We start from the raw sequence: 21859 nt of genomic DNA, 5'->3' as shown, positions 1-21859 counted from the left end.
CAGGTCAAAGGCTTCGAACATGTTCGCTATTTTATTCAGACATGACCGCATAGTTATTTGGCTTTTGGTCGATCGTAATCTCAGCAGATAACTGACCGCAGGGTTAATAGCATTATGTGTATTGACTGTGAGGTCATACGATTTTGTTACGTTGTCACTAATTATCAAATCATTCATTATTTACCTCACAGGAACACGCAATCTGAACAGGGTTCATTTTTTAAAATTCAAATGGATTACATTGGACTATAGCATGGATTTTTTCTTACTGCTTTAAACGTCTGCATTACCCTGTTGATATCATCGCTCAGTGTGTTCGTTGGTATCTGGCCTACGCCCTGAGCCGGTTCTGTCACATTAAGCGGAAATATTCAGGTAACATGTCATTTTTTTTTGAGAGCTCCCTGATGTCCCTTATCCGAAAAACGTTCAAACGTCTGCATTACCCTGTTGATATTATCGCTCAGTGCATCCGTTGGTACTTAGCTTATGCCCTGAGTTTACGAAACCTGGAAGAGATGATGGCTGAGCGTGGAATTGCCGTCGACCACTCCACGCTCTCCCGCTGGGTTCATCGGTTGGTTCCCCTGATTATCAAACGTTATCGACGCAGTAAACCGGCGGTTGGACACCGATGGCAATACGGTTGATTTTCTATTGACGGCCTGCCGGGATAAGGCGGCTGCACTGCGTTTCTTCAAAAAAGCGAGGCGGCAACATGGGCAGCCCGAAGTCATCACGATAGATAAAAGTGGCGCTAACAAAGCGGCCGTGGACGAGTTAAATCAGGGAAAACCCAAGGAAGAAATCATTGTTATCCGACAGAATAAATACCTCAATAATCGGATTGAACAAGATCATCGCAATATCAAACGGCGGACACGTCCTCTGCTGGGATTCAACAATTTCAGGCGGGCACAGATCCTGTTGTCTGGAATTGAATTGTGCAGTATGTTGCGTAAAGGACAATATCCTCAGAAACCAGTTTGTCCAATTTCACCCGCAGCCTTTTTCTATCAACTCACTGCATAAAAATCACTCAGCCCGATTCCACTCGTGACTTCTCCGTTAATGCGACAGAACCTTTTATCATTGGGTCGCCTAAATAATCAGCAATGCGCCTTTATTCAAACTTTTGTCGTTAATGCGACAGAACCATTTTTTTCTGGGTATAATTTTTTTGGTTGATTTTAAGTTTTATTAAATTAAAATCTAAATGTGGGTTAAACAATTGTAAAAATGCACTTGTAAAAACTTTGGGGTTATAATATTTATACTATTGTTTAAATATATCATGGTATAAATCCTAAAAATAGAATTTATATGAAAACTTGAATATGCAGTTTTAACAAACTTCGTTAGGCTCAGTTTATACTTACATCTGAAGCCACAGATAATTATATGATTATGATAATAAAAATTATAAAATGGTTAAATGCGTTTTCAAGGGGATAATTTTTATGTACATGGTTATCTAGTCTTGAAAAGAATGGAATTAGGGTTGTTATGAAGTTTTATATTTTATTGGTTTTTATATTAATAATAACTAATGCATATTCATTATTATAAACCAAGTTATTTCAGATATTTCTTAAAAAAGAATAATAACCCTGTATTTTATATTTAAATAACTATAATTAATTGATATGTGTGAAAAAAATTGGCATGTTAATTTATTGGTTATGCCTATGAATACTCATAGATTGAAAGATGAATTACATCTTTACTCATCGAAACTAGGGAAACAAAGCGATTGGATTAATTTACTATAATTAAAGTTTTTAAAGAAAATAATTTAATGCGTTTTTCATAGAAGCCAAGGATACATAATATAAATGTCTTTACCATTGATTATAAATGGTTTTGAGGATTTGAATATGCCAAAAAGAGTATTTCCTCTTTTATCTGATAGAGAATTTGTAAAACGGCAGAGAGTAATACAAACGTTGACAGATGCTCTACTAAGTGCTGAGGCAAAAGCGGTGACTGCTCATGCATTTTATTCGGGAATGATACAAGAGGTCTCCACAATTATAAAACTGAAGAAGAAGACAATTTTAGCGAAAGAGTTTTTACATGAATTTGTGGTCTCTGGGTGGGGTAAACAACTGGGACAATATGTTGATATTAAAACAATTGAAGATAGTGGTGTAACGGAGCATGACGCTTTGCGGATAGCACAATTAGCAGTTAGATCTGGAACAGTACTATTCGCGATATACAACGTGTTGAGAGAGGATTACCAGCAATACTATCTGTCTATACATCATGCACTTGCGGATGAGCATACTCTTATGATCATGAGAGATCTAGTACAAATAGCGTGTACAGGAGAGGTGGATTTGGCTCTACATACCATGAAACAAGGTCGGCAAATTTATAGTCGTTATGTGGCGCACCAACTTATGTCGGCAAAAGACGCTAGCGCACTAGCGGAGCCGGGTCATTATCCGATGATACCTGTGCGACTGTCAGAGAGGGGGAGATTAGCGTGGGATACGCGAGTGGAACGGATAAGCCTACACCGCATAGTTCAAACCGGGAACATTGATAAAAAAGAACAACTTATAGAAATAGTTCTTGAGATGCTAGGTAAGACAACAGATGTGGTACAGGAAGGGAACACAGTATGTTCATCACGTAGTTGGCGTTTACCACACGAATCAGGGGCTATCGGTATGATGACAGGGCTCTTTGCAATGCCTTTTGGATGGCCAGAATACACTCCCAGCAAGCTGCAGACCAGCTTAGAGGCTTGTGCACGATATAGCTCGGTTTTGAGTGAGATGCTGACATGCTGTCGTGTGTCCGAGTTATTCATCAATGGAGCTGTATCCCGTGGAATCCCTTCCTATCAAGTTATAAGTTCTACATTTCCTGTGGGTATAGATATTAAACGAATCAATGCTTCGGAAATTCGATTGGAAATAGAGGGGGCATTTTGTAGTAGGGCAGCAGCAAATGACTTACTCAATGAGCTAGCTTACGAACTTTCGGATAGATAGAAGGAAATAAAATGAGTGACGATATTGAAATAAGTAAAAAAAAACTGGCCGACGAAATAGAGCGGATAACGACTGTATTTTGTGATGTTCTTAAGATCGAATCTGTTTCCACAAATGATAATTTCTTCAGGCTTGGTGGTGACTCTTTTGATGCTATTCGTGTGGTATCACGGTTAGGGAAAAATTTACAGATCGTATCTCTTTTCGAAAATCCAACCGCAGGAGATTTAGCTAAGCATATCCTTTCTGAAACCACTAAGCGTAGTGCACGGCTTATTCCTCTATACGACGAAAATTCCTCCAATGGATCGGTTGTCGTCATTGGCGTTCCATTTGGTGGGGGCGATCCTACAGCGTATAAAAATCTCTTTCGTGAAAATAGAGATGTGCGTGTATTTGGGGTGGATTTTGGTGATCTAGAAATCGGAGACTCATCAGATTTCTCCACACTGGTTAGTACACTCATTAGTGAGATTGAAAAAATTGATGCCAAGCAATTCATTGTTTATGGGCATTGTGCTGGAGCAGCAATGGCGGCCTGCTTAGCTTCGGCTATAGCATCAACGATGGCTTCTCTATCTCTTGTGGTCGCTGCATCAAATCCAATGGATGATCCTGATATGGCAATAAGCGAATCCGAGGAAACTTCAGATCATACATGGAGCCAATATCTAAGATCTTTGGGTGCGTTTACCGGACTGATTGATGCAGAAATTGATGAGATGTTAATCCGGGGCAGAAGAGATCACCTAATCGCTGCGGAGGCATATAAAGCTCTGGCACAACATCCGGCTCGTGGGATACCCGCACTGGTACTGTTAGGTGATGCAGATCCCGCTACACCTCAGTTCAGTAGCATAGTAGAAAAATGGAAAAATTTTATTGATGTCGTTGATTCAAAAAATTTAATTGGCGGTGGTCACTACTTCGTGCGTACTCATTCCAGAGAAGTTGCAGACACAGTAATTTCATTTGCAACACGCAATAGAAAAAGAAGGGATACAGAATTATGGTCAACAATGAACTACTCCTGAGCCAAGCTAGCCTACTACAGAGGGGTTTAGCAGATTTAGAAATACAAGATGAAGAGCTTGCGAGGATCTTAGATGGCGAAGTAAGGCGTCAGCATCGAACATTATCACTGGTTGCGTCTTGCTGTGCGGTTACTCCACGAACTTTGGTGGCATCAGCCTCTACATTGGTTAATGTCACGGCAGAGGGAGTCCCAGGCCGAAGATATCATGCAGGATGTGAGAATGTCGATTTGGTCGAATCCTTAGCAATCAGAAGAGCACAAAAGTTATTCGGCGCTCAATATGCGGGGGTTCAGTCACATTCAGCATCAAGCGCAAATTATCAGGTACTTTCAGCCCTACTTGAGCCAGGAGATACTTTGCTAGGCATGACTCTTGATCATGGAGGGCATCTTACACACGGTAGCCCCGTTACATTTTCGGGCACATACTACCGAGCCATTGGATATGGCACCACACCAGAAGGGCTTATAGATTATGACGAGGTGAGAAGGTTAGCATCTGCTCATCGTCCTCGCATAATTATTTGTGGTGCTACAGCCTATTCAAGGCTGGTAGATTTCGAACAGTTTAGAAAAATTGCTGATGAAACAGGGGCAATTTTGCTTGCTGACATTTCTCATATTGCGGGACTCGTTGCCACTGGGCGACATCCTAGTCCGATTAATGCTGCACACGTAACTACTACTTGTACTCACAAACAACTTGCAGGGCCACGTGGCGGTTTGATCATGTCTGGACGTGATGCCAACGAAAAGGTTCCAGGCCTCAAAACAACCTTTGCTCGTACTTTGGAGCAAGCGGTATTTCCCCGAATGCAAGGAGCTCCAGCTGTCAATATTATCGCTGCAAAGGCGACAGCTTTTGGTTATGCAATGTCACCAGAATTCGACGCTTATATGGAGCGAATTCGAATCACAGCTGATGCAATAGCAAGTGAGTTTCAGAAACATAACTATGAAGTTATAGGGGGACGGACTGAGAACCACACAGTTCTGATTCGCTTACATGACTCTATCACTGGTTCCATTGCTGAATCGGCTCTGGAAGCATGTGGAATTATAGTTAACAAGAATCGAGTACCTGGGGAGACGCGTTCTTCATTCGTCACCAGTGGGTTACGTATTGGTACAGGCTCTTTGGCGCAGCGTCAAATCGACCAGCCAGGTTGTGTCCGGATTGTTGATTTGGTTTGTCGGATACTTGATGCAGTGACGCCGTTTGATGAGCATGAGTTTGTGCTAGAACCAGCGATACGGGAAGTTTTTCGTTCAGAGGCTGAAGCATTGTGTGCAATGTATCCTTTAGTTAATTACATGGAGCGCTAATACGATTAACTAATTGATTCTGGATAAGGAAATTCCATGTCGATTCTGACTTGAGTTGATGGTATGGCAGTTCAGTGTAGTGGGATTATTCATAGAAATATCGCATTTTTGAATACTGAAAATTATTTTCCAAGTGAACAAACTTGAACTCTATGGAAAGGAATATGACAAATAAAATCAGGTATATAGCTATTAATGGTTCAGAGCGATTGGATGGAAACAATGCACAGGCTCTGGAATGGGCAAAACATTACCTAGAAAGGCAAGATGTCATTTTAGATGTCCTCCCTCTAGCCAAATTTAAAATTGAACCGTGTGGGGCATGTGGCGATTGCAATTTTCGTAATGAACCGTGCATACAGAATGATGATGCCGCGCGTGCAGTCCAGCTAATGGAAGCTAGTGACGGCGTTATCTTCGCATGTGCAGTGCATGGATTTGGTGCAACGCCCTTGATGTCTGCTTTTTTAGAGCGAGTTGGTACAGGTTTTTTGCGCCATAACCGAACATTAACTAACAAAGTGGCTGGGGTAATAGTGACAGGGAGACGGATGGGGCACATCGAAGTGTACAACCAGATGCTCCAATGCGCCCTCTTGAACCGGATGATTTTAGTCGGATACGGTTTTCCAGCTATCTTGATGGGTGACAAAAAAGGTGAAGTACTTGGTGATCAAGAAGGAATGGAGATGTTGCGCCGGATGCTCGACCGTATGGTATCAATGACTCGACTCATCCGTGAATACGAACAACTAACGGGGCAAAAAGCACTGCAAGTCTTGGAGCCTGGAGAGCGCCATCGTATGAATGAGAATGAAGAATTCTACGTCCCGCCTAAGCTCGACATGTACTAGGTAGCGACTATGGGGCGATTACTGAACAATGGTAAGAATGATATAGGCGGATTCTATTATGTCACTTATATGAGTTGTAGGCATTTTGAAGCCTTGTACTCCAATATGATCTTGAGTGACTTAACGTCACTCTAATGAGCGAGATACACAGAGAAAATGAAACACAGTAAAATTAATTGGGATGGGCTGCCTAACAATTTCCTGGCTGAGTGGATTATGTCAGAACACTTTGAGCGTTTTAAGGAGGCAACTGTAGAGGAAGTCGCAGAGGCTTATGTTGGGGTGTATTCAACTCGTCCAACTAGTTGGCTAGCCATCTTGGCACGCAATAATAATGTTGATCGGCCGACAGTTATTTCTATGGAGGCTAATCCTGATCTAGTTCGGATACCAGGAATGCGACGCTCAAAATTCTTACTCCCCCAACCTTTAGCGACAATAGTATTTGGTGCTACACGCTTGCCTTTGGTCAACCATGAATGGCGGTTGTGTGATGTCGGCCTGACTTTAGCAGACTATCGACAAATAATACCTGATCTTGTGGGGTTTACTACAAGCGCCCCTGCTCGTTTGAAAGATATTGGGAATGCCTTTGGATTAACCGGTCCTCAGGCTCGTGCGTGCGTTTCTGTTGCAACTTACGATGGTGTTTTAATTCGAATTCCGCCACCGAATATTTGGTCTAATAGATGGTTATATGCTGCTGCTCCTGGTGGACTGCTCCAAGGTGATAGCACATCATTAAACAGTGAATGGCTATTGCGAAACATTGCTATTCGTTACGTTGAACATTATGGGCCAGTCACCATTGATGACTTGGCTTGGTGGCTATCTATTTCAAAGGAAAAGTCCAGTTTGCTTATGGAGGACACTGGGGCATGTGAGATAGGGAGCGGAATGTGGATAAGTATGACTCGGCAAGAGTTATTTGAACAGTGTATTTCTCAAACTACTCAGAATCTAAATGCTGATGTGCGATTTTTGCCTGCTTGGGATCCGTTGGTAATGGGATATGCTCCCGGCTCAAAGCAACGCAAGTGTCTCGGACTTGATCTGGTCGGTGGATATGATGCAACAGGAAATGGCCTTCCAGTTGTCTTAATGGGAGCACAGGCTGTGACTACTTGGGGCATGAAAGTAAATGGTTCCAAACGTTCTATCCAGATTGATCTCTCATGTGTCACAGGCAAGAAACGAGATGCCATTCAAAAAGAGGCCTCAATTTGGGCGAACCAAATTGAGGCCTCTTACGACCCTGATAAGAATATTAAAAAATTTACAACAGGTAAGGTTGGGTGACATGAAAAATAACATGATATTAGTAGTCTCTGAACTAGATGAGAAACAGTTAGCTCGCCAGAAATTTGGGTTGTTTCCTAGTACTGTACGGACAATGTGGGATGCTTTTGAATGTTGCTCCACTGACCCGCCAACAATGGTTGAGCGAGTGGAAGAGGAAATTATTTTACCTGATGGACTTGTTGCATCTGTCGATAACCTTATTGCGATTGCTGCGATGCTGGGTTCTCTGCTCAGTACTGAAGGACGAGTAATTATAGGAATATACCATTATGATTCAGTAAGTTACATTGATGTTGATTCGAGTGAGTTATGTGATACTGATGATGTTTATACCTATATTGCTGAATTGCGTAAAACAACAGAACTGGTACAACCAAATGTCTGCGCAGACATAGAAGTGACGGATGGACAGACTTCTCCGCCACTGGGATCATTGGTATGGCTTGTAGCGAAGGGTGATAGGTGTGTATTGTCGGTAAGGAAAGATCGTATTGATCAAGCTGCGCGTGAACATTTACGAAAAATCACACTCTTTGCATGTGCACGGGTTTTGAATCCCATAGCAATTCCCATGCCTGATACTTTGCCTACACACCCTGTGCATGAATCAAATAAACGTAATTCATTGATAGAAAATGTTCTTTTTCATGTAAAGATGAGGCCATTAGCCCTAGCGATCGTAGATGATAATGATAGCAAGACTTTGACATATTCCGAGCTTTGGAATGCATCCAATATGTTAATACAGCAGGTATGTGATCAGATATTTCCTCAGTGCTTACAGCCGCGTCTTGCACTCTTTTTGGAACGAAGTTGGCAACATCTGGCTTCAATCATCGCTACCCAGAGGATGGGGGGAACTTGTGTGTTGATCGATCCTGCGAATCCTGATGATTTAATACGTAACTTCCTTCAGGAGTGTAGCCCTGATTCTATACTCACTACTAGCAGCATGTTAGACAGAGTACGCAATCTCACAAGTTGTCCTATATTGGAAATAGGTAAAGAAGATATCCAGTTGCTACAGGTTGATTGGAAGTATGAAAATTGGGTTGAGTCAACCAATGAAGCAGGCTTCATTGCAGGTACTTCTGGAACGACTGGGCGACCTAAGGCAGTTTGTTTATCCTACCGGGGAATGGCTGCCACACTCGATACCATTACTAATTATGCTGAACTAGGGGAGAGTTCACGAGGGTCATGGTTGACATCACCAGGATATGGGATGGTTGAAGTCGATCCGCTGCCAGTATTGTATGCAGGTGGAACAGTATGTATTCCTTCATCTGAAGTCTTACAGGATGTCAGGTTGTTAGCCCTTTGGTTTGTAAAGAACAATATTACACATACACTAGCCATGACATCGCTTGCTGAAGCATTTTGGGCTGGTGGATGGCAAACGGAACTACGCACTATGCTGATTGCGGGTGAGAGGTGCAAGCGATGGCCTCCTCCTAACCTCAGCTATCAGGTACTTAATGTGTATGGTTCCGCAGAAGCTGCCGTAGTCTCGATTGAAAATCTGTCTTCTCCTCAGCATTACAAAATGTTGCCTTCGGTTGGACAAGTGGTAGCTGGAGCAAATATGTATGTAGTTGACAGTGTTGGCCAGGAACTCCCAGCAAATTGCATCGGGGAATTAGTTATTACTGGAGATACTCTCTCTGTAGGCTACATTAATATTGAGGATACTAAGAAATCTTTCCATCCGAATATGTTCGATAATACTTCATCATTGCAATATCTCACTGGAGATCGAGCACGGATGAGCTTGGATGGTACGGTCGAAATTTTTGGACGATTGGATTCGATCGTGAAGATTCGTGGACATAGGGTAGATCTAACAGAAGTAGAGATCTCTGCTCTCGAAGTCGATGATGTGGCGAAAGCTGCCACAATTTGTTTCACTAATGATATGGGAACAACTCTAGTACTATTCATTGAGCAAATTCCAGAAGCTAAAGGGAAAGTGGATGTCGTAGATACAATACGTAAGCATCTCAGTAAGAGGGTAAAACCTGCGGCTCAACCGAATCAAATAGTTGTTGATGTTTTGCCGGTAGGAAGAAATGGCAAGGTAGACTACCGTGCGTTGAAGGTACCTCCGATTGAGCTGGATATGACGCATACCATTTTTTCCCCAAGCACGGAAATTGAAAATGTGTTGCGTTTCTGCTGGTTGAATTGGACTGGATGTGATGAGGCAACCCTTGAATCTAATTTCTTTAACTCGGGTGGAGATTCCTTGCGAGCCATGAGAATGGTGGGAGAACTGGCTTGTAAGCATGGCATCCATATAGAGATGAGCCCCTTTCTTGAAAATCCGCTGTTGTCGAATCTTGTACGTTTGGGCAATTCTTCACGTGACACCAATTTGCCAACGTTTGAACATCTGTCCGCCGACAAACAATTACAGCCTTTTGCGCTCAATGAAAGCCAGCAGGCTTTATGGATTGGGCGTGGATCTGACTTCGATTACGGTAGTGTCGGTTGTCAAGGATATTTTGAGTGGGAAGTAGAATATCTGGAACAAGAAAGATTTGTACGTGCTGTGAGTTTGCTTATTGACCGTCATCCAATGCTACAAATAACAATTAGCGAAGATGGTTATCAGCAAATTGGAGTAGTTGATGGAAGCAAGGCAGTCGAATATGTAGATTTGAGTGACCTTCCAGACAGCGGAATAAATGACAAAATTAACATAGCGCGCCGCCGCATGGCGGATGATGAGATTGGAACAACACAATGGCCCTTATTTAGGTTTGTTGTGAGTAAAATTAGTCCACGTTTAAGTAGGGTGCATTTTTGTATTGACATGCTGATCGCTGACGCCTGGTCAATATTTCAAGTAATTATTCCTGATTTGATTGATTTATATATTGAGGAAAATCCTCAGTTACCGAAACTCAAAACTTCTTTTTTCGACTATGTAGCGCACAGGCATAAAGTTATTCAAAGCGCTCAGTATCGTGCTGACCGAGAATTTTGGTTACAAAAAATCGTGGACTTACCGCCTGCTCCTCGGTTACCGCAGTTTGAAATAGGGGAATCTATTGTATCTCCAAGATTTGAAAGACATGAAAGTACACTCGAACAAGCATCTTGGGATAGATTAAAAGCTCAAGCTAAAGAACGAAATATTTCACCTTCAGGTATTGTAGCCTTGGCCTTGTGCGAAGTTTTACGTTGTTGGAGCGAAGAAGATCGGTTCACATTGAATTTCCCCGTCTCAGATCGAATGCCGGTTAGCGATGATATTGACTTAGTTGTTGGGGATTTCACTAACACGTTACTCGTGCCTTACGAAACTACCATTGACGATACGCTTGAGGAACGTGGCCAGAAACTACAGAACGCGATCTGGAGTGCGCTTGACCATAGACTTTTTACTGGTGTGGAGGTATTGCGTGAGTTGTCTCGGATCCGCAGGAATGGGCGTGCACCATTGATGCCAGTAGTACTAACCAGTCTTCTCGGACATCCTGGTCGACACGATGTTGCTCGGTTGGGCCGGGAGGTGTTCGGTGTGTCGCAAACCCCGCAAGTGACGCTGGATGTTCAAGTCAGAGAATCAGATAGAGTACTCTATTTCAAATGGGACTATTTAACAGGAGTTATTCGCCCTGATGTGATTGAAGCGATGTTTGGTGCTTTTTGCAGGTTACTACAACAACTAGCATGTGATTCTGACATTTGGAAACGTACATGGCTCGACCTGCGACCAGCATCCCAGATTGTTACACGAAACACGGTCAACTCAACACAGGAACCAGTACCTGAAGTCCATTTGCGCGATCTGTTTTTGAATTGCCTTTCGAATCGTGCGAATGAACCAGCAGTTATAGATGTCCATGGAACATATACCTGGGAGGAGATAGGCAATGCAGCAGCACAACTCAGTGTTTTAATTAAGACGATTTGTTCTCCTAGTGATCGATTTGTCGGAATCGTGTTGCCTAAAGGGCTGATGCAGTATGTTGCTGTTTATGGGTGTTTACTGGCAGGTGTTGGTTATGTTCCTGTAGATATTGATCTACCGGCCGAACGAATAGAGACAATGCTCGCACAGGCTGGGGTACGAGCCGTAATTTCATCACCAGAAGCGATATTACCCTCGGGTATCCAGAGGGTCGAGTGTACGGCCACAGATCTTAACATTTGGATTCAACAAAAGACCGAAATTATGATTGAGTCCATTCGGGAAAATTATGCCCCGTATGTGATCTTTACTTCAGGTTCCACGGGTAATCCAAAGGGGGTTGAGATTCCAGAGGCAGCAGTGGTCAATCATGTATTTGATGTCGTTGAACGCTTTTCTCTGGATGGGGCAACCCGACATCTTGCTACTGCGGCTTTACATTTTGATATGTCAGTATTCGATATTTTTGGTCCTTTAGTACACGGTGGTTCAGTTGTAATACCTGAACAAGCTGCTGGACCAGATCCTGACGCTTGGCTGCAGTTACATCGTCGTCACAAGGTGTCATTTTGGGCCTGTGTTCCTGCTGTGATGGAACTCATATGTAGCGTAGCTGAAGTTGCACGTACAACATATATTATCGAGTCAGTAGTCAACATAGTAATGGCTGGTGACTGGATCCCTTTGTCATTGTTACCACGGGCAAGAGCTGTCTTCCCTTCTGCCCGGATGTTTTCGTGTGGCGGGCCTACTGAGACCACAAACTGGTCAGTGATACATGAGATTAATGAATTTGAAGGCAGCATTGTGCGTTCAGTTATCTATGGTACACCGATGCGGAATTCTGCATATCACATTGTCGCTGATGACTGGATTGATTGTCCAGATTGGGTACCAGGTGAAATATTGGTAGAAAGTGACATTGCGTTGGCTCGTGGATATATAGGGCAGCCAGAACTTACCCAACGTGCGTTTGTTTATCATCCTAGAACTGGGGGTCGAATGTATCGTACTGGAGATTTAGGACGCTATTTACCTAATGGTGAAATTGAAATCCTTGGGCGTATTGATAATCAGATCAAAATTAATGGACTAAGGATCGAGCTTGGAGAAATCGAGAACGTAGCCCAGTCCTGTGATGGCGTATCCAGAGCATGCGCTGTGGCATTGCCTGGCCTAGATGGACATCCGAAACAGATTGCATTGGCCTATATTGGTGAGCCGAACCATGAAGCCATAATCAGTGAAATAATTACACGATACCTACCTGCCTATATGATTCCAAAAACGATTAAGCACATGCTGGAATTGCCTCTATCAAAAAACGGTAAGGTGGATGTAATGGTCTTGCGTAACGTACTAAGGGGTGATATGAAAGCGCCAATTATTAGGAATCAACAGACTATTTTACGAGAAGTTATACGCGTAATTTCAGCCCAACTAGCCGAACCAGTTGTATTACCTGAAGACAATTTCTTCGACCTAGGCGGTAATTCATTGACTGCGATGAAGATTAAAATCGAACTAGAGTCCCAATTTGAAATCTCAATTCCACTTGAGAGTATTATGTTGACAGAGTCGATCCGTGAGTGTGCTGAAAAACTTGCAGAAAGGAGTCTGCGATGATCACCAAACAATTGCATCAGGAATGGCTTGAATATGTTGCTGCGTACCTGAGTGGGCAAACAAAACTTCAGTGTCTGCATCAAAAATCTGAGTTGCGAGCACAAGAAATACTGAAGTATGTCGCGGACCAATCGCCATTCTATCGCAAACATCTGCATACTAAGCAAGGTCCTTTAAGTATGTTCAGGGTTCTTGACGGGATTCCTTTTACCACCAAAGATGATCTTCGCTCCGCAGGTACGGCAGTCTGCAGTGTCCCGTTCAGTGAGATAGCTATGTACTATGAAACGACAGGAACGACTGGACAGCCAACACCGTGCCCACGAGCGTCAATTGACGTTGAAACTAGCGGGGCTTATGTTCAGAGAGCTATCGCGGAGATATACCAATCAACTTTTGGTACGATGCACGCCCTTACTGCTATCATGGGGCCATCAGAGTTGTATGCATTTGGGGATACCTATGGAGAGATTTGCCGTAATCTAGGGATTCCATTTGTACGATTGTGGCCGGAAAGTCCGCGTGTTGGTTTGAATAAAGCTTCCCATCTCATTACTGATCTTGGAGTACGTTCACTAATCTGCTCTCCAGCAGTAGCACTTGCGTTAGCTCGCCTTTATATAAGTCTGGGAGTCGATCCTCGAAGCACTTCAGTAGGACAGATTTTTGTTCTTGGAGAGTTGTGCACACCAGAAATGCTTTCGAATATTTCTCGCATCTGGGATGCGCAATGTACTCATGGTTTATATGGCTCACAAGAAGTTCATGCAGTTGCTGCAGGTTGTTCAAAGGGCAATCTACATCTGTCAGAGACAAATTATCTTGCCGAAATTCTCCCAATCCCTGGATTAGATGGTGAGGTAGGAGAGTTATGTCTGACGATGCTAGTACCTGGAGCTAAACCGTTAATCCGGTTTCGCACAGGTGATTTGGTCCGCCTTCAATCGCTAGAGGAATGCGGATGTGGTAACCCCTCCCGTTGCCTGAAAATATTTGGTCGGATCAATGACGTTATGACACTAGGTGGGAGTTTAATTCTACCAGCATCAGTCGAATCGGTTATTTTGAGGGCTGCTGATTGGGTTTTGGGATATCAGGTCACAGTTTTGGCGGTGGATAGCGGTACTGACGAGATTGAAGTATCAATGGTTGCCCATATTGGGGGTCGATCCGTTGCTCAGGTTCAAAAGCAACTGGCGGATCATTTTGGTGTTCCAGTCAGGTTACAGTTAGTAGAACGGTTGGACCTGAGGACAGAGACTGGAGCCTATGTTTCCTGGAAGCATGCTCGTATCCGAGATCAGAGGAAGCCAACACTATGATTGAACAACAGCTAAAACATTCATGGGTCGTAGAACGATGTGAGGTTCCAGAGGCTGCTTCGATAGCACAAGTACGGAGGCACTTGCTTGGCTTACATCCTCACCCAGCCTTGTTCGAAACGGGGGGAGGATTTCAAGCTGTTGATGGCTCACAAACGATGTTCATGATTGACTTGCTATTCGAACTCATACTGGTGAATGGCATCTGGCGTATTCGGGGCTGTGGCCCTTTTGAAGAATACACTACGGCATGCCGCTTAGCTGTGAATGACTGCAATCAGTCCTTATGGAAGCGTTTGCGGCAAGTGACACAAATTCTCGCATTACCGGATAACTTCCCGCTGGTGTTAGTTTTGGGGTATAGCGCCGCTCGTTTTGTCGAGCACTTACCCAAAATAGCTATTGAGGCGGGCGTACCAGAGGTGGTGCTGCGTGTCTATCGATACGTTGTGCGTTATGATGGTACTGAAAATGGTGCTCAAGTGGATGTACTGAAAATTAATCCTGATGAGACGATAGACACCACGGTTTTGTTTGCAGCACTCACTGCTCAAGAAGACGTACAGCCTCCAACTGGCTCTTGGGATTTAGGATCCATGCGAGACCTGACGGATCAGAGTGTATTTTATGCTGCGGTAAATCGTGCTAAAGAATATATCCGATCCGGCGACATCTATCAGGTGCAGCTGTGTCGTCGTGCAGTATCAAATGCGACGATTCCCCCAGTAGATCTATACGAACGTCTTGTATCAATTAATCCAGCTCCTTACATGTATTACTTGGCTCTTGACGATCAACATATAATATCCTCTAGCCCAGAACTCATGATCCGTATTCGGGATGGTGTAGCTCAGGTTCGCCCCATTGCAGGAACGATAACACAGAAAGATTTGAAAGGCGGTCGTTTGAATCAGATCCCTAAAGAAGTGGCTGAACACCTAATGCTAGTGGATCTTGCGCGTAATGACTTAGCGCGTTGCGCTATTCCAGGAGGGGTAAAGGTTACTTCGTTTATGCAGGAAGATATTTACGGTCCACTTATTCACTTGGTTTCGACGATTGAAACTGGGGTTCGGGATAACTGCGATATATGGGACTTGATTGCAGCAAATTTTCCAGCAGGAACAATGACGGGCGCACCCAAGGTTCGTGCGATGGAAATTATTACTGAATTAGAGGGAATACCACGTGGGCTGTTCGCTGGATGTGCAGGATACCTAATGGGGGAAAACTGTGGTGTTCTTGCATTAACAATACGCACAATTATTGGGGATTCGGGCTGTTATGTATTGCAATCTGCTGCGGGTATTGTTGCTGACTCGCAAGCATCGGCTGAATGGGCGGAAACTGGTGTGAAGATTAAGTCATTTGCCCGAGCAATGGGAGGGCGTGTATGAAAGTATTGTTGGTGGATGCCTTCGACAGTTTTGTGTTTGTCATTGAACACTACTACTCTTCGATTGTTGGGATACAGACTAAGGTGGTTCGTGTTAACGATGATCCAATAGGTCAGTATCAACAATGGAAACCTCAGCTTTTAGTCCTAGGGCCCGGGCCAGGAACGCCACAAGAACATGGCTACCTAGAAATAATGCGTGCAGTGAGTGAAGAGCAAGCAATATTTGGTGTTTGTTTAGGTCATCAAGCAATTGGGGAGTACTTTGGCTGGAAGCTTATACGCGCCCCCACTGTGGAGCATGGTAAGTATTCTCAGGTACAACACGATGGGAAAGGTATTTTTCATGATATTCCATCACCTGTTACAGTTGTTCGTTACCATTCATTGACTATCACTAATTCTTCTGGAACCGAGGATGAGTTGGTGGCTACTGCATATACCAAAGAGAGGTCTGTGAACATGGCCGCTCGTCATCGTATACGACCTATCGAAAGCGTGCAGTTCCATCCAGAGAGCATAGGAACAGAGTATGGACTCAGAATGATTCAGAACTCATTAACTTTAGTTAATCGTGAAGTCATGCAGTCCTAGCCCCAAAAACAAGCGGGATTGTATTCGCCGTAAGTAATAAGACCAGCATGACGAAATCTAATTATTAGGCTCAAAAATTAGGGGGGACTATGGGTACTGTAAGTCGGAATCGATGGCAAGCGCTAGGTGTCATCTCTGTTATTCAGTTAATATTACTGCTTGATGCCACTGTAGTAAATGTAGCTCTACCGCAGATTAAGCACGATCTAGGGCTGACTGATGGCTCTTTAACTTGGATTGTAAACGCGTACCTCATTACTGCAGGTTCGCTGCTTTTGCTTGGTGGGCGGATAGGTGATGCCTTTGGGGTGTTGCGTACGTTTCAGGTAGGTATTGCAATTTTCGGGGTGTTCTCTCTTGTGGCAACGATTGCCCCTAACGCAACCATCCTGATCATAGGGCGTGCTGGTCAGGGAGTCGGTGAAGCTCTAGCTGCGGCGACTGGTCTAGCGATGATCTCTTTGTTGTTCCCTTCGGGGGTAGAACGTGGCAAGGCATTTTCAGTCTGGGCGGCTCTTGGCGGGCTAGGCTCAATAATTGGGGTTCTGTTATCCGGTGTAATCACAGAGCAATTTTCGTGGCGTTGGGTCTTTGGGATCAATGTACCAATTATATTGATCCTAGCTGTAGCTACTATATTATTAATACCAAAATTTTCTAATCAAATATCTGCTCGGCTGGATCTTAGTAATGCGCTTATATTAGCTGTCGCGGTGTGTATAACTGTGCTTGGTGTGATCGGTTCTGGCATTGAGCAACTCTTATGGCTCCGTATTATACTGTTCTTATTGGGGGTGATCGGTATTATAGTGGTGTTACGACGTTGTAAGCGATATGAGGATAGCATCATTCCTGCTCGGTTAATGGCCCGATCACCTCGGTTAGCAGGGTATGCTATCATTGCAATTCAAGCAGGGACATCTGGCGCTGTATTTTATCTTGGTGTGTTATTGTTGCAGGATTATATTGGAATGACCCCCCTGCAAACAGGCCTTGCTTGGTTACCTTTCTGTTTCGGTTTCTTTCCTGGAATTTTCCTCTCTCAGTTCGTTACAAAAAAATGGCGATCTCAAATTGCTACTGTTGTTGGTCTATCCATTTCTGCTTTTGGTTTTATATTGTTTGCGATTGGGATACCTGCGCAAAATTACTGGATCGGAATGATGCCCGCGATGCTTGTCACGTCTGTTGGTTTCGGTTGTGTTGCCCCAGTCTCGCAATCTCTTGCGACGACTGGACTTTCTGAATCAGATGCTGGCGCAGGATCAGGTATAGCAACAACAATTCAACAACTGTTTCAGGTGGGGGGAGTGACTCTCTTTGTTGCCGTTGCTATTAGTTTTTCGGACAGAATTGGGGGGACGGCAGCGACTATTGGGTCTATTGGGTTTATCGTTGCATTTGCTTTGGCAGCAGTGACTCTTATTGGCGGAGCCGTTTTTATTGGTGTTGGGCGCAGTGTATTAGCCCTTGATACAGAAAACTCAGAAATCAAACATTAGGCTGCCCGTTATGTACCAGAACTATCTAATCTCATTTGTGGGCGATTCTTCCATAGTAGTTCCTAGCACAGCAGGTCTGCGTGAAAAATGGATCGGTGCGATGTTAGATCAAACGGGAAAAGCCTATGCGGGGGCGTTACGCCTCGATTTCTCTCCAGGATGTGTGCCAGAATGTGTGTTCAACGCAATTGTTGATACATTAATACGGCATCCCATTTTAGCGGCTCAATTTGATATCGAAGATGATGAACTTGTGGGTCGTGCTCCGGACAAAACTGAGTTACGTGGAGCCCTCTGGGAACGTTTGAATCTTAGACATATGGGCATAACGGACGAGATGTTCCTTGCTCACCGTGCGAGACGCGCCAGTGACTCCGGACTCCGGATAACATCAGTCACTGATGATACCGGTATTCACGTGTGGATAGGGTTTTGGACCTATGTTTGTGACGGAGCATCAATTGATTTGTTAATTGAAGACATTGTTCAATGCTATTGTGGCAAGCCTCCTAGAATATCCAAGAGTTGGAGCGAATATGCCTGTATGGAGAACGCTCGGATATCAAAGCGAGTAATAAGTTTACAGGAGCGGCTTGAAGTCTATTCAGAACCAGGTCCGTATGGCCTTGATGCAATTAGGGAAACTCCACACGGCTCAGTAGGAATTATGCAGAGTGTACGGTTTAGTTCTTCTGTATTACGTAGTGTGGTTTTGGCTTATGCAAGGGCTTGCCGAGTTACGCCATTTGTACTGTTATTCTCTATTTTCCAACGTGCAGTCAGTGTGGTCAGTCGAGTTACAACTGTTGTTACTGGCGTTCCATTTATCAATCGAAAAAGTCCTGATGAAAACGTCGTTGTTGGCCCTTTGTCGAATACAGTGCCGGTCACGACTCATCATAATATACCCAGTGAGTCTTTGCCTGGCATGCTTAATCAATTGCAACGTGATGTTATCAGAGCAGCGGCTCGTCAGGACATAAAAGCCGCCGCTTTTTATCCCGATGGTATTTCACCCCGAACGGTAGCTTATGAACTCCCTTTCCCTCAGTTGTTCAATGCTTGGAACTCACGATGTGACGGTACACGAATCCCTTTAGGTGATACTGAGTGGGTGGATCTTCAGTTGCTACCAAACAGCACATGCCGAGCAGGTTTTGAAATTACGTTAGATGAACATTCTGAATATATATCGGGGAGAATAGATATGGATGTTGATGCGTATGGTGGGTGTGTAGAGCAAGTAATAAAGCAGATGATTGGAGAATTAGAAACCATTCAGAATCTTTCTTGAACGCAGTTGTTTTTCATGTATCCTGCCGGGATGAGAAAAGCCTATATCAGTGATATCAGTCGAGACGTGTTTAAGTAAATCGAGCCTTTGCTGCTCAGCGGCAGAAAGCGTACACGCGCCCGGAAAGTCGATGTTTATGGGGTCCAGTGGAAGACCCCTCGAGAATGACGAGTACGGGATCCTTATCTGTTATCGTGCCAAAAATGTTGTTTCACGTGTGCTTCCAGCATCAGCGACATCGCGTCAATATCAAGCACCCCGTTACTTTTCTTAAAATTGTAGCGACCAGTAAACAACATGTGGCTCCAGGCTATTGGTGATATCCAAGTGAATTCATCAATAATGTTCTGAGATACACCGCTGGCAACCATTCTTTCATAGACAGAATTCAGGATCATACTGTTGTAAGCAATAATGCCATTAGCAATTAATCTTGCTGCATGGGCACTTATGCGGTTTTCAACGATCCTTTTACCCTGGAATACACCGTGATACGTTTTCCTTATATTTCTCTGAAGTTGGTGGTAAGCCTCGGTATGGTTTCTGGCGCTTCGTATGGCTTTCCTGAGTTGCATATCGTCGATCAGATTCAGGACATGGATACTTTTAAATATTGCATTGTATTCAAATAATGCGGCTTTTAACCTGGCATAGCGAGCATGGGAGTTTAGTTTGCGAATGATATTGCTTTGCGTGTTTTCCTGCATGATGAGTGAAAGTAACACCCGTATCACGCCACGACGTTGAGAACGTATTCGTTCAACATTGATAACTTTTTTGGATTTTATTAAGCCCGTGTAGTTATCCAGTGGTTGGGTAGCATGTAAACCATCTGCTGCACTCCTTACATTTTTGATGCTGGGGACATAATCAACGTCTATCGAATCAAGCGTGACAAAATTCAGCTGATTCAGTGAGTGGTTGTCGCCCGTGACCATATGAATGTCAATATCGGTTTTATTGTTGTAAATCATGTCGTAAAGAGAGTGTCCTTCATACTCATTCAGGCCAATATTCTTGGCATTCACTGCGACATAATTGGCAATCAAAGTATACAAGGATTCCCCAAGTACGACATACTTTCTCGTTCCGTATTACAAGGGAAATTACATCGTTATCGCAAATGGATCATACAAAACGTACTACCTGAGCTATAACGATAACTCTTACATAGGTGCTTATTCTAGCTGGATTAATGCCAGTTACTGGGCCTTCGATCCTATCAATAGCTTGTACTATGCAGGGCTGTATCCGTACACTAAGAGTAGTGTCAAATACCTCTGCGTCAATGGACTCGAGGACGCAATTGATAGCGTTGAGACGGTCGTCTCCATGAATATGTGAGGCTTATATTCGAGTAAGAAACCCCAATACATAAAAAGGAGTATTCAATGGTTTCGATCCTACCTACCGGAGCGAAGTCACTCTTTCTTGTTTGTCTGGTTTTAATCTCTACATCAGTAAGAGCGCAGCAAGTTGTCAAGACTGATACTGAGATGAACGAGTCTGCGACTCTGCAACAGCCCACTCTCGAGGCAAAAAAACACAAGTCTCTCTTGATTGTTGGGGGCACGGTTGCTGGCCCCAATGACAACCCATTCCAAGTGGCACTGCTGCAAAAGAACGAAGATCACAGTGTTTACCTCTGCGGAGGCTCGCTCGTTGCACCAAATGTCGTCGTCACGGCGGCACACTGTGGTTTTATAAGCATGGAAAAAGGCCCAAAGCAGCACGTATCCCCCAGCGAGATGACAGTTCTCGCCGGTACACGTGATCTGAATAGTGGAGGCGTGCCCCACGACGTCATGGACATTTTTGTACATCCGAAATATATTCTGGATAAGCCAGGCTACGATGTTGCTGTCTGGAAGCTCAAAACGCGGGTAGAAGGCATTCCGTTTGCCCAGTTGGCAACCAGCGACGGCATTATTGGCAGTAAACTCCTAGTTACTGGTTGGGGGGCGACGGGTCATGGTAATGGTAAAGACAATTCACATCTGCTACTCAAGGTCTCGGTGCCCATCGTTTCTCATGCAACTTGTAAGGCAGCAGCTGAAAACCCCAGTCAGATTACCTCTAACGTGCTTTGTGCTGGATTTTCCAGAGGTGCAAGGGGTCACTGTTATGGCGATTCTGGTGGACCTGCTACGCGGGGTCCAAGCAATATGATCCTAGCTGGCATCGTTGGCTTCATCCTTCGTGATGAATGTACTGAGCCAGAGGCTTATAGCGTCTATACCCGTGTGTCAGATCCAGAGATCCGGGATTTTATCCGAAAATACCTTGACTGAAGCATTATGGGAAGAACTCTCGGGAATATTTTAATCGGATAAATAGTTGTAACGGCTCTCACAATGGGTTCAAGTTTCGGTGAATCAAGATTAAGTCTACTTAATTAGCGATTACCTTTAAAAATACGCCGTGGGGATGCATGATCCCACGGCTTAATCAAAGCCTCGTTAGGCATATATCACGGGTAAAACATGGCATCCATCGGGGCATTGTCCCTCATTTTTTCCAAACACATCTCCTGAATACCCTTACTGGCACTCCCGCCCCCGATGGACTGTAAGAATTCATACATCGGTTCTGTCGCATTAACGACAAGAGTTTGAATAAAGGCGCATTGCTGATTATTTAGGCGACCCAATGATAAAACATGGCTGCGGGTGATAAGGTCTTT

13 protein-coding genes and 3 pseudogenes are annotated in these 21859 nt (G+C 44.0%); 14 read left to right on the top strand and 2 right to left on the bottom strand.

Annotated elements, in window-relative coordinates; all coding sequences use genetic code 11:
* The first annotated feature begins 407 nt into the window (after positions 1-407).
* From Xvie_RS18705 to Xvie_RS21160, 13 genes and pseudogenes are all read left to right on the top strand, one after another.
* Positions 408-1032: pseudogene (locus tag Xvie_RS18705) on the top strand (IS6 family transposase).
* Between the two features lie 803 nt (positions 1033-1835).
* A complete protein-coding gene (locus tag Xvie_RS18700) occupies positions 1836-3005 on the top strand; it encodes a hypothetical protein (protein WP_086110653.1) in 1170 nt (389 codons plus the stop codon).
* A gap of 11 nt (positions 3006-3016) precedes the next feature.
* A complete protein-coding gene (locus tag Xvie_RS18695) occupies positions 3017-4039 on the top strand; it encodes an alpha/beta fold hydrolase (protein WP_086110652.1) in 1023 nt (340 codons plus the stop codon).
* Positions 4015-5367, top strand: coding sequence for a serine hydroxymethyltransferase (locus tag Xvie_RS18690; protein ID WP_208612632.1), 1353 nt, complete (start codon positions 4015-4017; stop codon positions 5365-5367). Before Xvie_RS18695 ends, Xvie_RS18690 begins: the two co-directional genes overlap by 25 nt.
* 152 nt (positions 5368-5519) lie before the next feature.
* Complete coding sequence (locus tag Xvie_RS18685; RefSeq protein WP_208612630.1) at positions 5520-6221, top strand: flavodoxin family protein; 702 nt, start codon at positions 5520-5522, stop codon at positions 6219-6221.
* 156 nt (positions 6222-6377) lie between these two features.
* Positions 6378-7520 carry a DNA glycosylase AlkZ-like family protein gene (locus Xvie_RS18680; RefSeq protein ID WP_086110649.1) on the top strand — a complete coding sequence of 381 codons (1143 nt, stop codon included), beginning with the start codon at positions 6378-6380 and terminating at the stop codon, positions 7518-7520.
* Between the two features lies 1 nt (position 7521).
* Entirely contained in the window at positions 7522-13068 is a 5547-nt protein-coding gene (locus Xvie_RS18675) for a non-ribosomal peptide synthetase (protein ID WP_208612628.1), read from the top strand.
* Complete coding sequence (locus Xvie_RS18670) at positions 13065-14390, top strand: phenylacetate--CoA ligase family protein (RefSeq protein ID WP_086110648.1); 1326 nt, start codon at positions 13065-13067, stop codon at positions 14388-14390. Before Xvie_RS18675 ends, Xvie_RS18670 begins: the two co-directional genes overlap by 4 nt.
* A complete protein-coding gene (locus Xvie_RS18665) occupies positions 14387-15787 on the top strand; it encodes an anthranilate synthase component I family protein (RefSeq protein WP_086110647.1) in 1401 nt (466 codons plus the stop codon). Before Xvie_RS18670 ends, Xvie_RS18665 begins: the two co-directional genes overlap by 4 nt.
* Positions 15784-16380, top strand: coding sequence for an aminodeoxychorismate/anthranilate synthase component II (locus tag Xvie_RS18660; protein WP_086110646.1), 597 nt, complete (start codon positions 15784-15786; stop codon positions 16378-16380). The genes Xvie_RS18665 and Xvie_RS18660 overlap by 4 nt, the downstream gene beginning before the upstream one ends.
* Positions 16381-16469: 89 nt before the next feature.
* Positions 16470-17882: an MFS transporter gene (locus Xvie_RS18655; protein WP_086110645.1), complete on the top strand. Its 1413-nt coding sequence runs from the start codon at positions 16470-16472 to the stop codon at positions 17880-17882.
* Between the two features lie 10 nt (positions 17883-17892).
* The gene (locus Xvie_RS18650; protein ID WP_086110644.1) at positions 17893-19176 is read left to right on the top strand and encodes a condensation domain-containing protein; all 1284 of its coding nucleotides are present in this window, start codon (positions 17893-17895) and stop codon (positions 19174-19176) included.
* A gap of 30 nt (positions 19177-19206) precedes the next feature.
* A pseudogene (locus Xvie_RS21160) lies at positions 19207-19320 on the top strand (IS5/IS1182 family transposase); the annotation flags it as partial.
* Between the two features lie 38 nt (positions 19321-19358).
* On the opposite strand, the pseudogene Xvie_RS18645 reads toward Xvie_RS21160, so the two are convergent.
* Positions 19359-20246, bottom strand: a pseudogene (locus Xvie_RS18645) (Tn3 family transposase); the annotation flags it as partial.
* 321 nt (positions 20247-20567) lie between these two features.
* Here Xvie_RS18645 and Xvie_RS18640 point away from each other — a divergent pair.
* Positions 20568-21467 (top strand): S1 family peptidase, encoded by a 900-nt coding sequence (locus tag Xvie_RS18640; RefSeq protein ID WP_086110643.1) that lies wholly within the window; start codon positions 20568-20570, stop codon positions 21465-21467.
* A 179-nt stretch (positions 21468-21646) separates the two neighbouring features.
* On the opposite strand, the gene Xvie_RS21755 is transcribed toward Xvie_RS18640, so the two are convergent.
* Positions 21647-21859 (bottom strand): hypothetical protein (locus Xvie_RS21755; protein ID WP_167376321.1); only part of this gene is annotated, 213 nt, incomplete at its 5' end.

It is taken from the genome of Xenorhabdus vietnamensis (genome assembly GCF_002127535.1).
In the GTDB taxonomy this organism is placed as follows: domain Bacteria; phylum Pseudomonadota; class Gammaproteobacteria; order Enterobacterales; family Enterobacteriaceae; genus Xenorhabdus; species Xenorhabdus vietnamensis.
The sequence above is the reverse complement of the archived record's forward strand: the minus strand, read 5'-3'. Positions and strand labels throughout refer to the sequence as shown.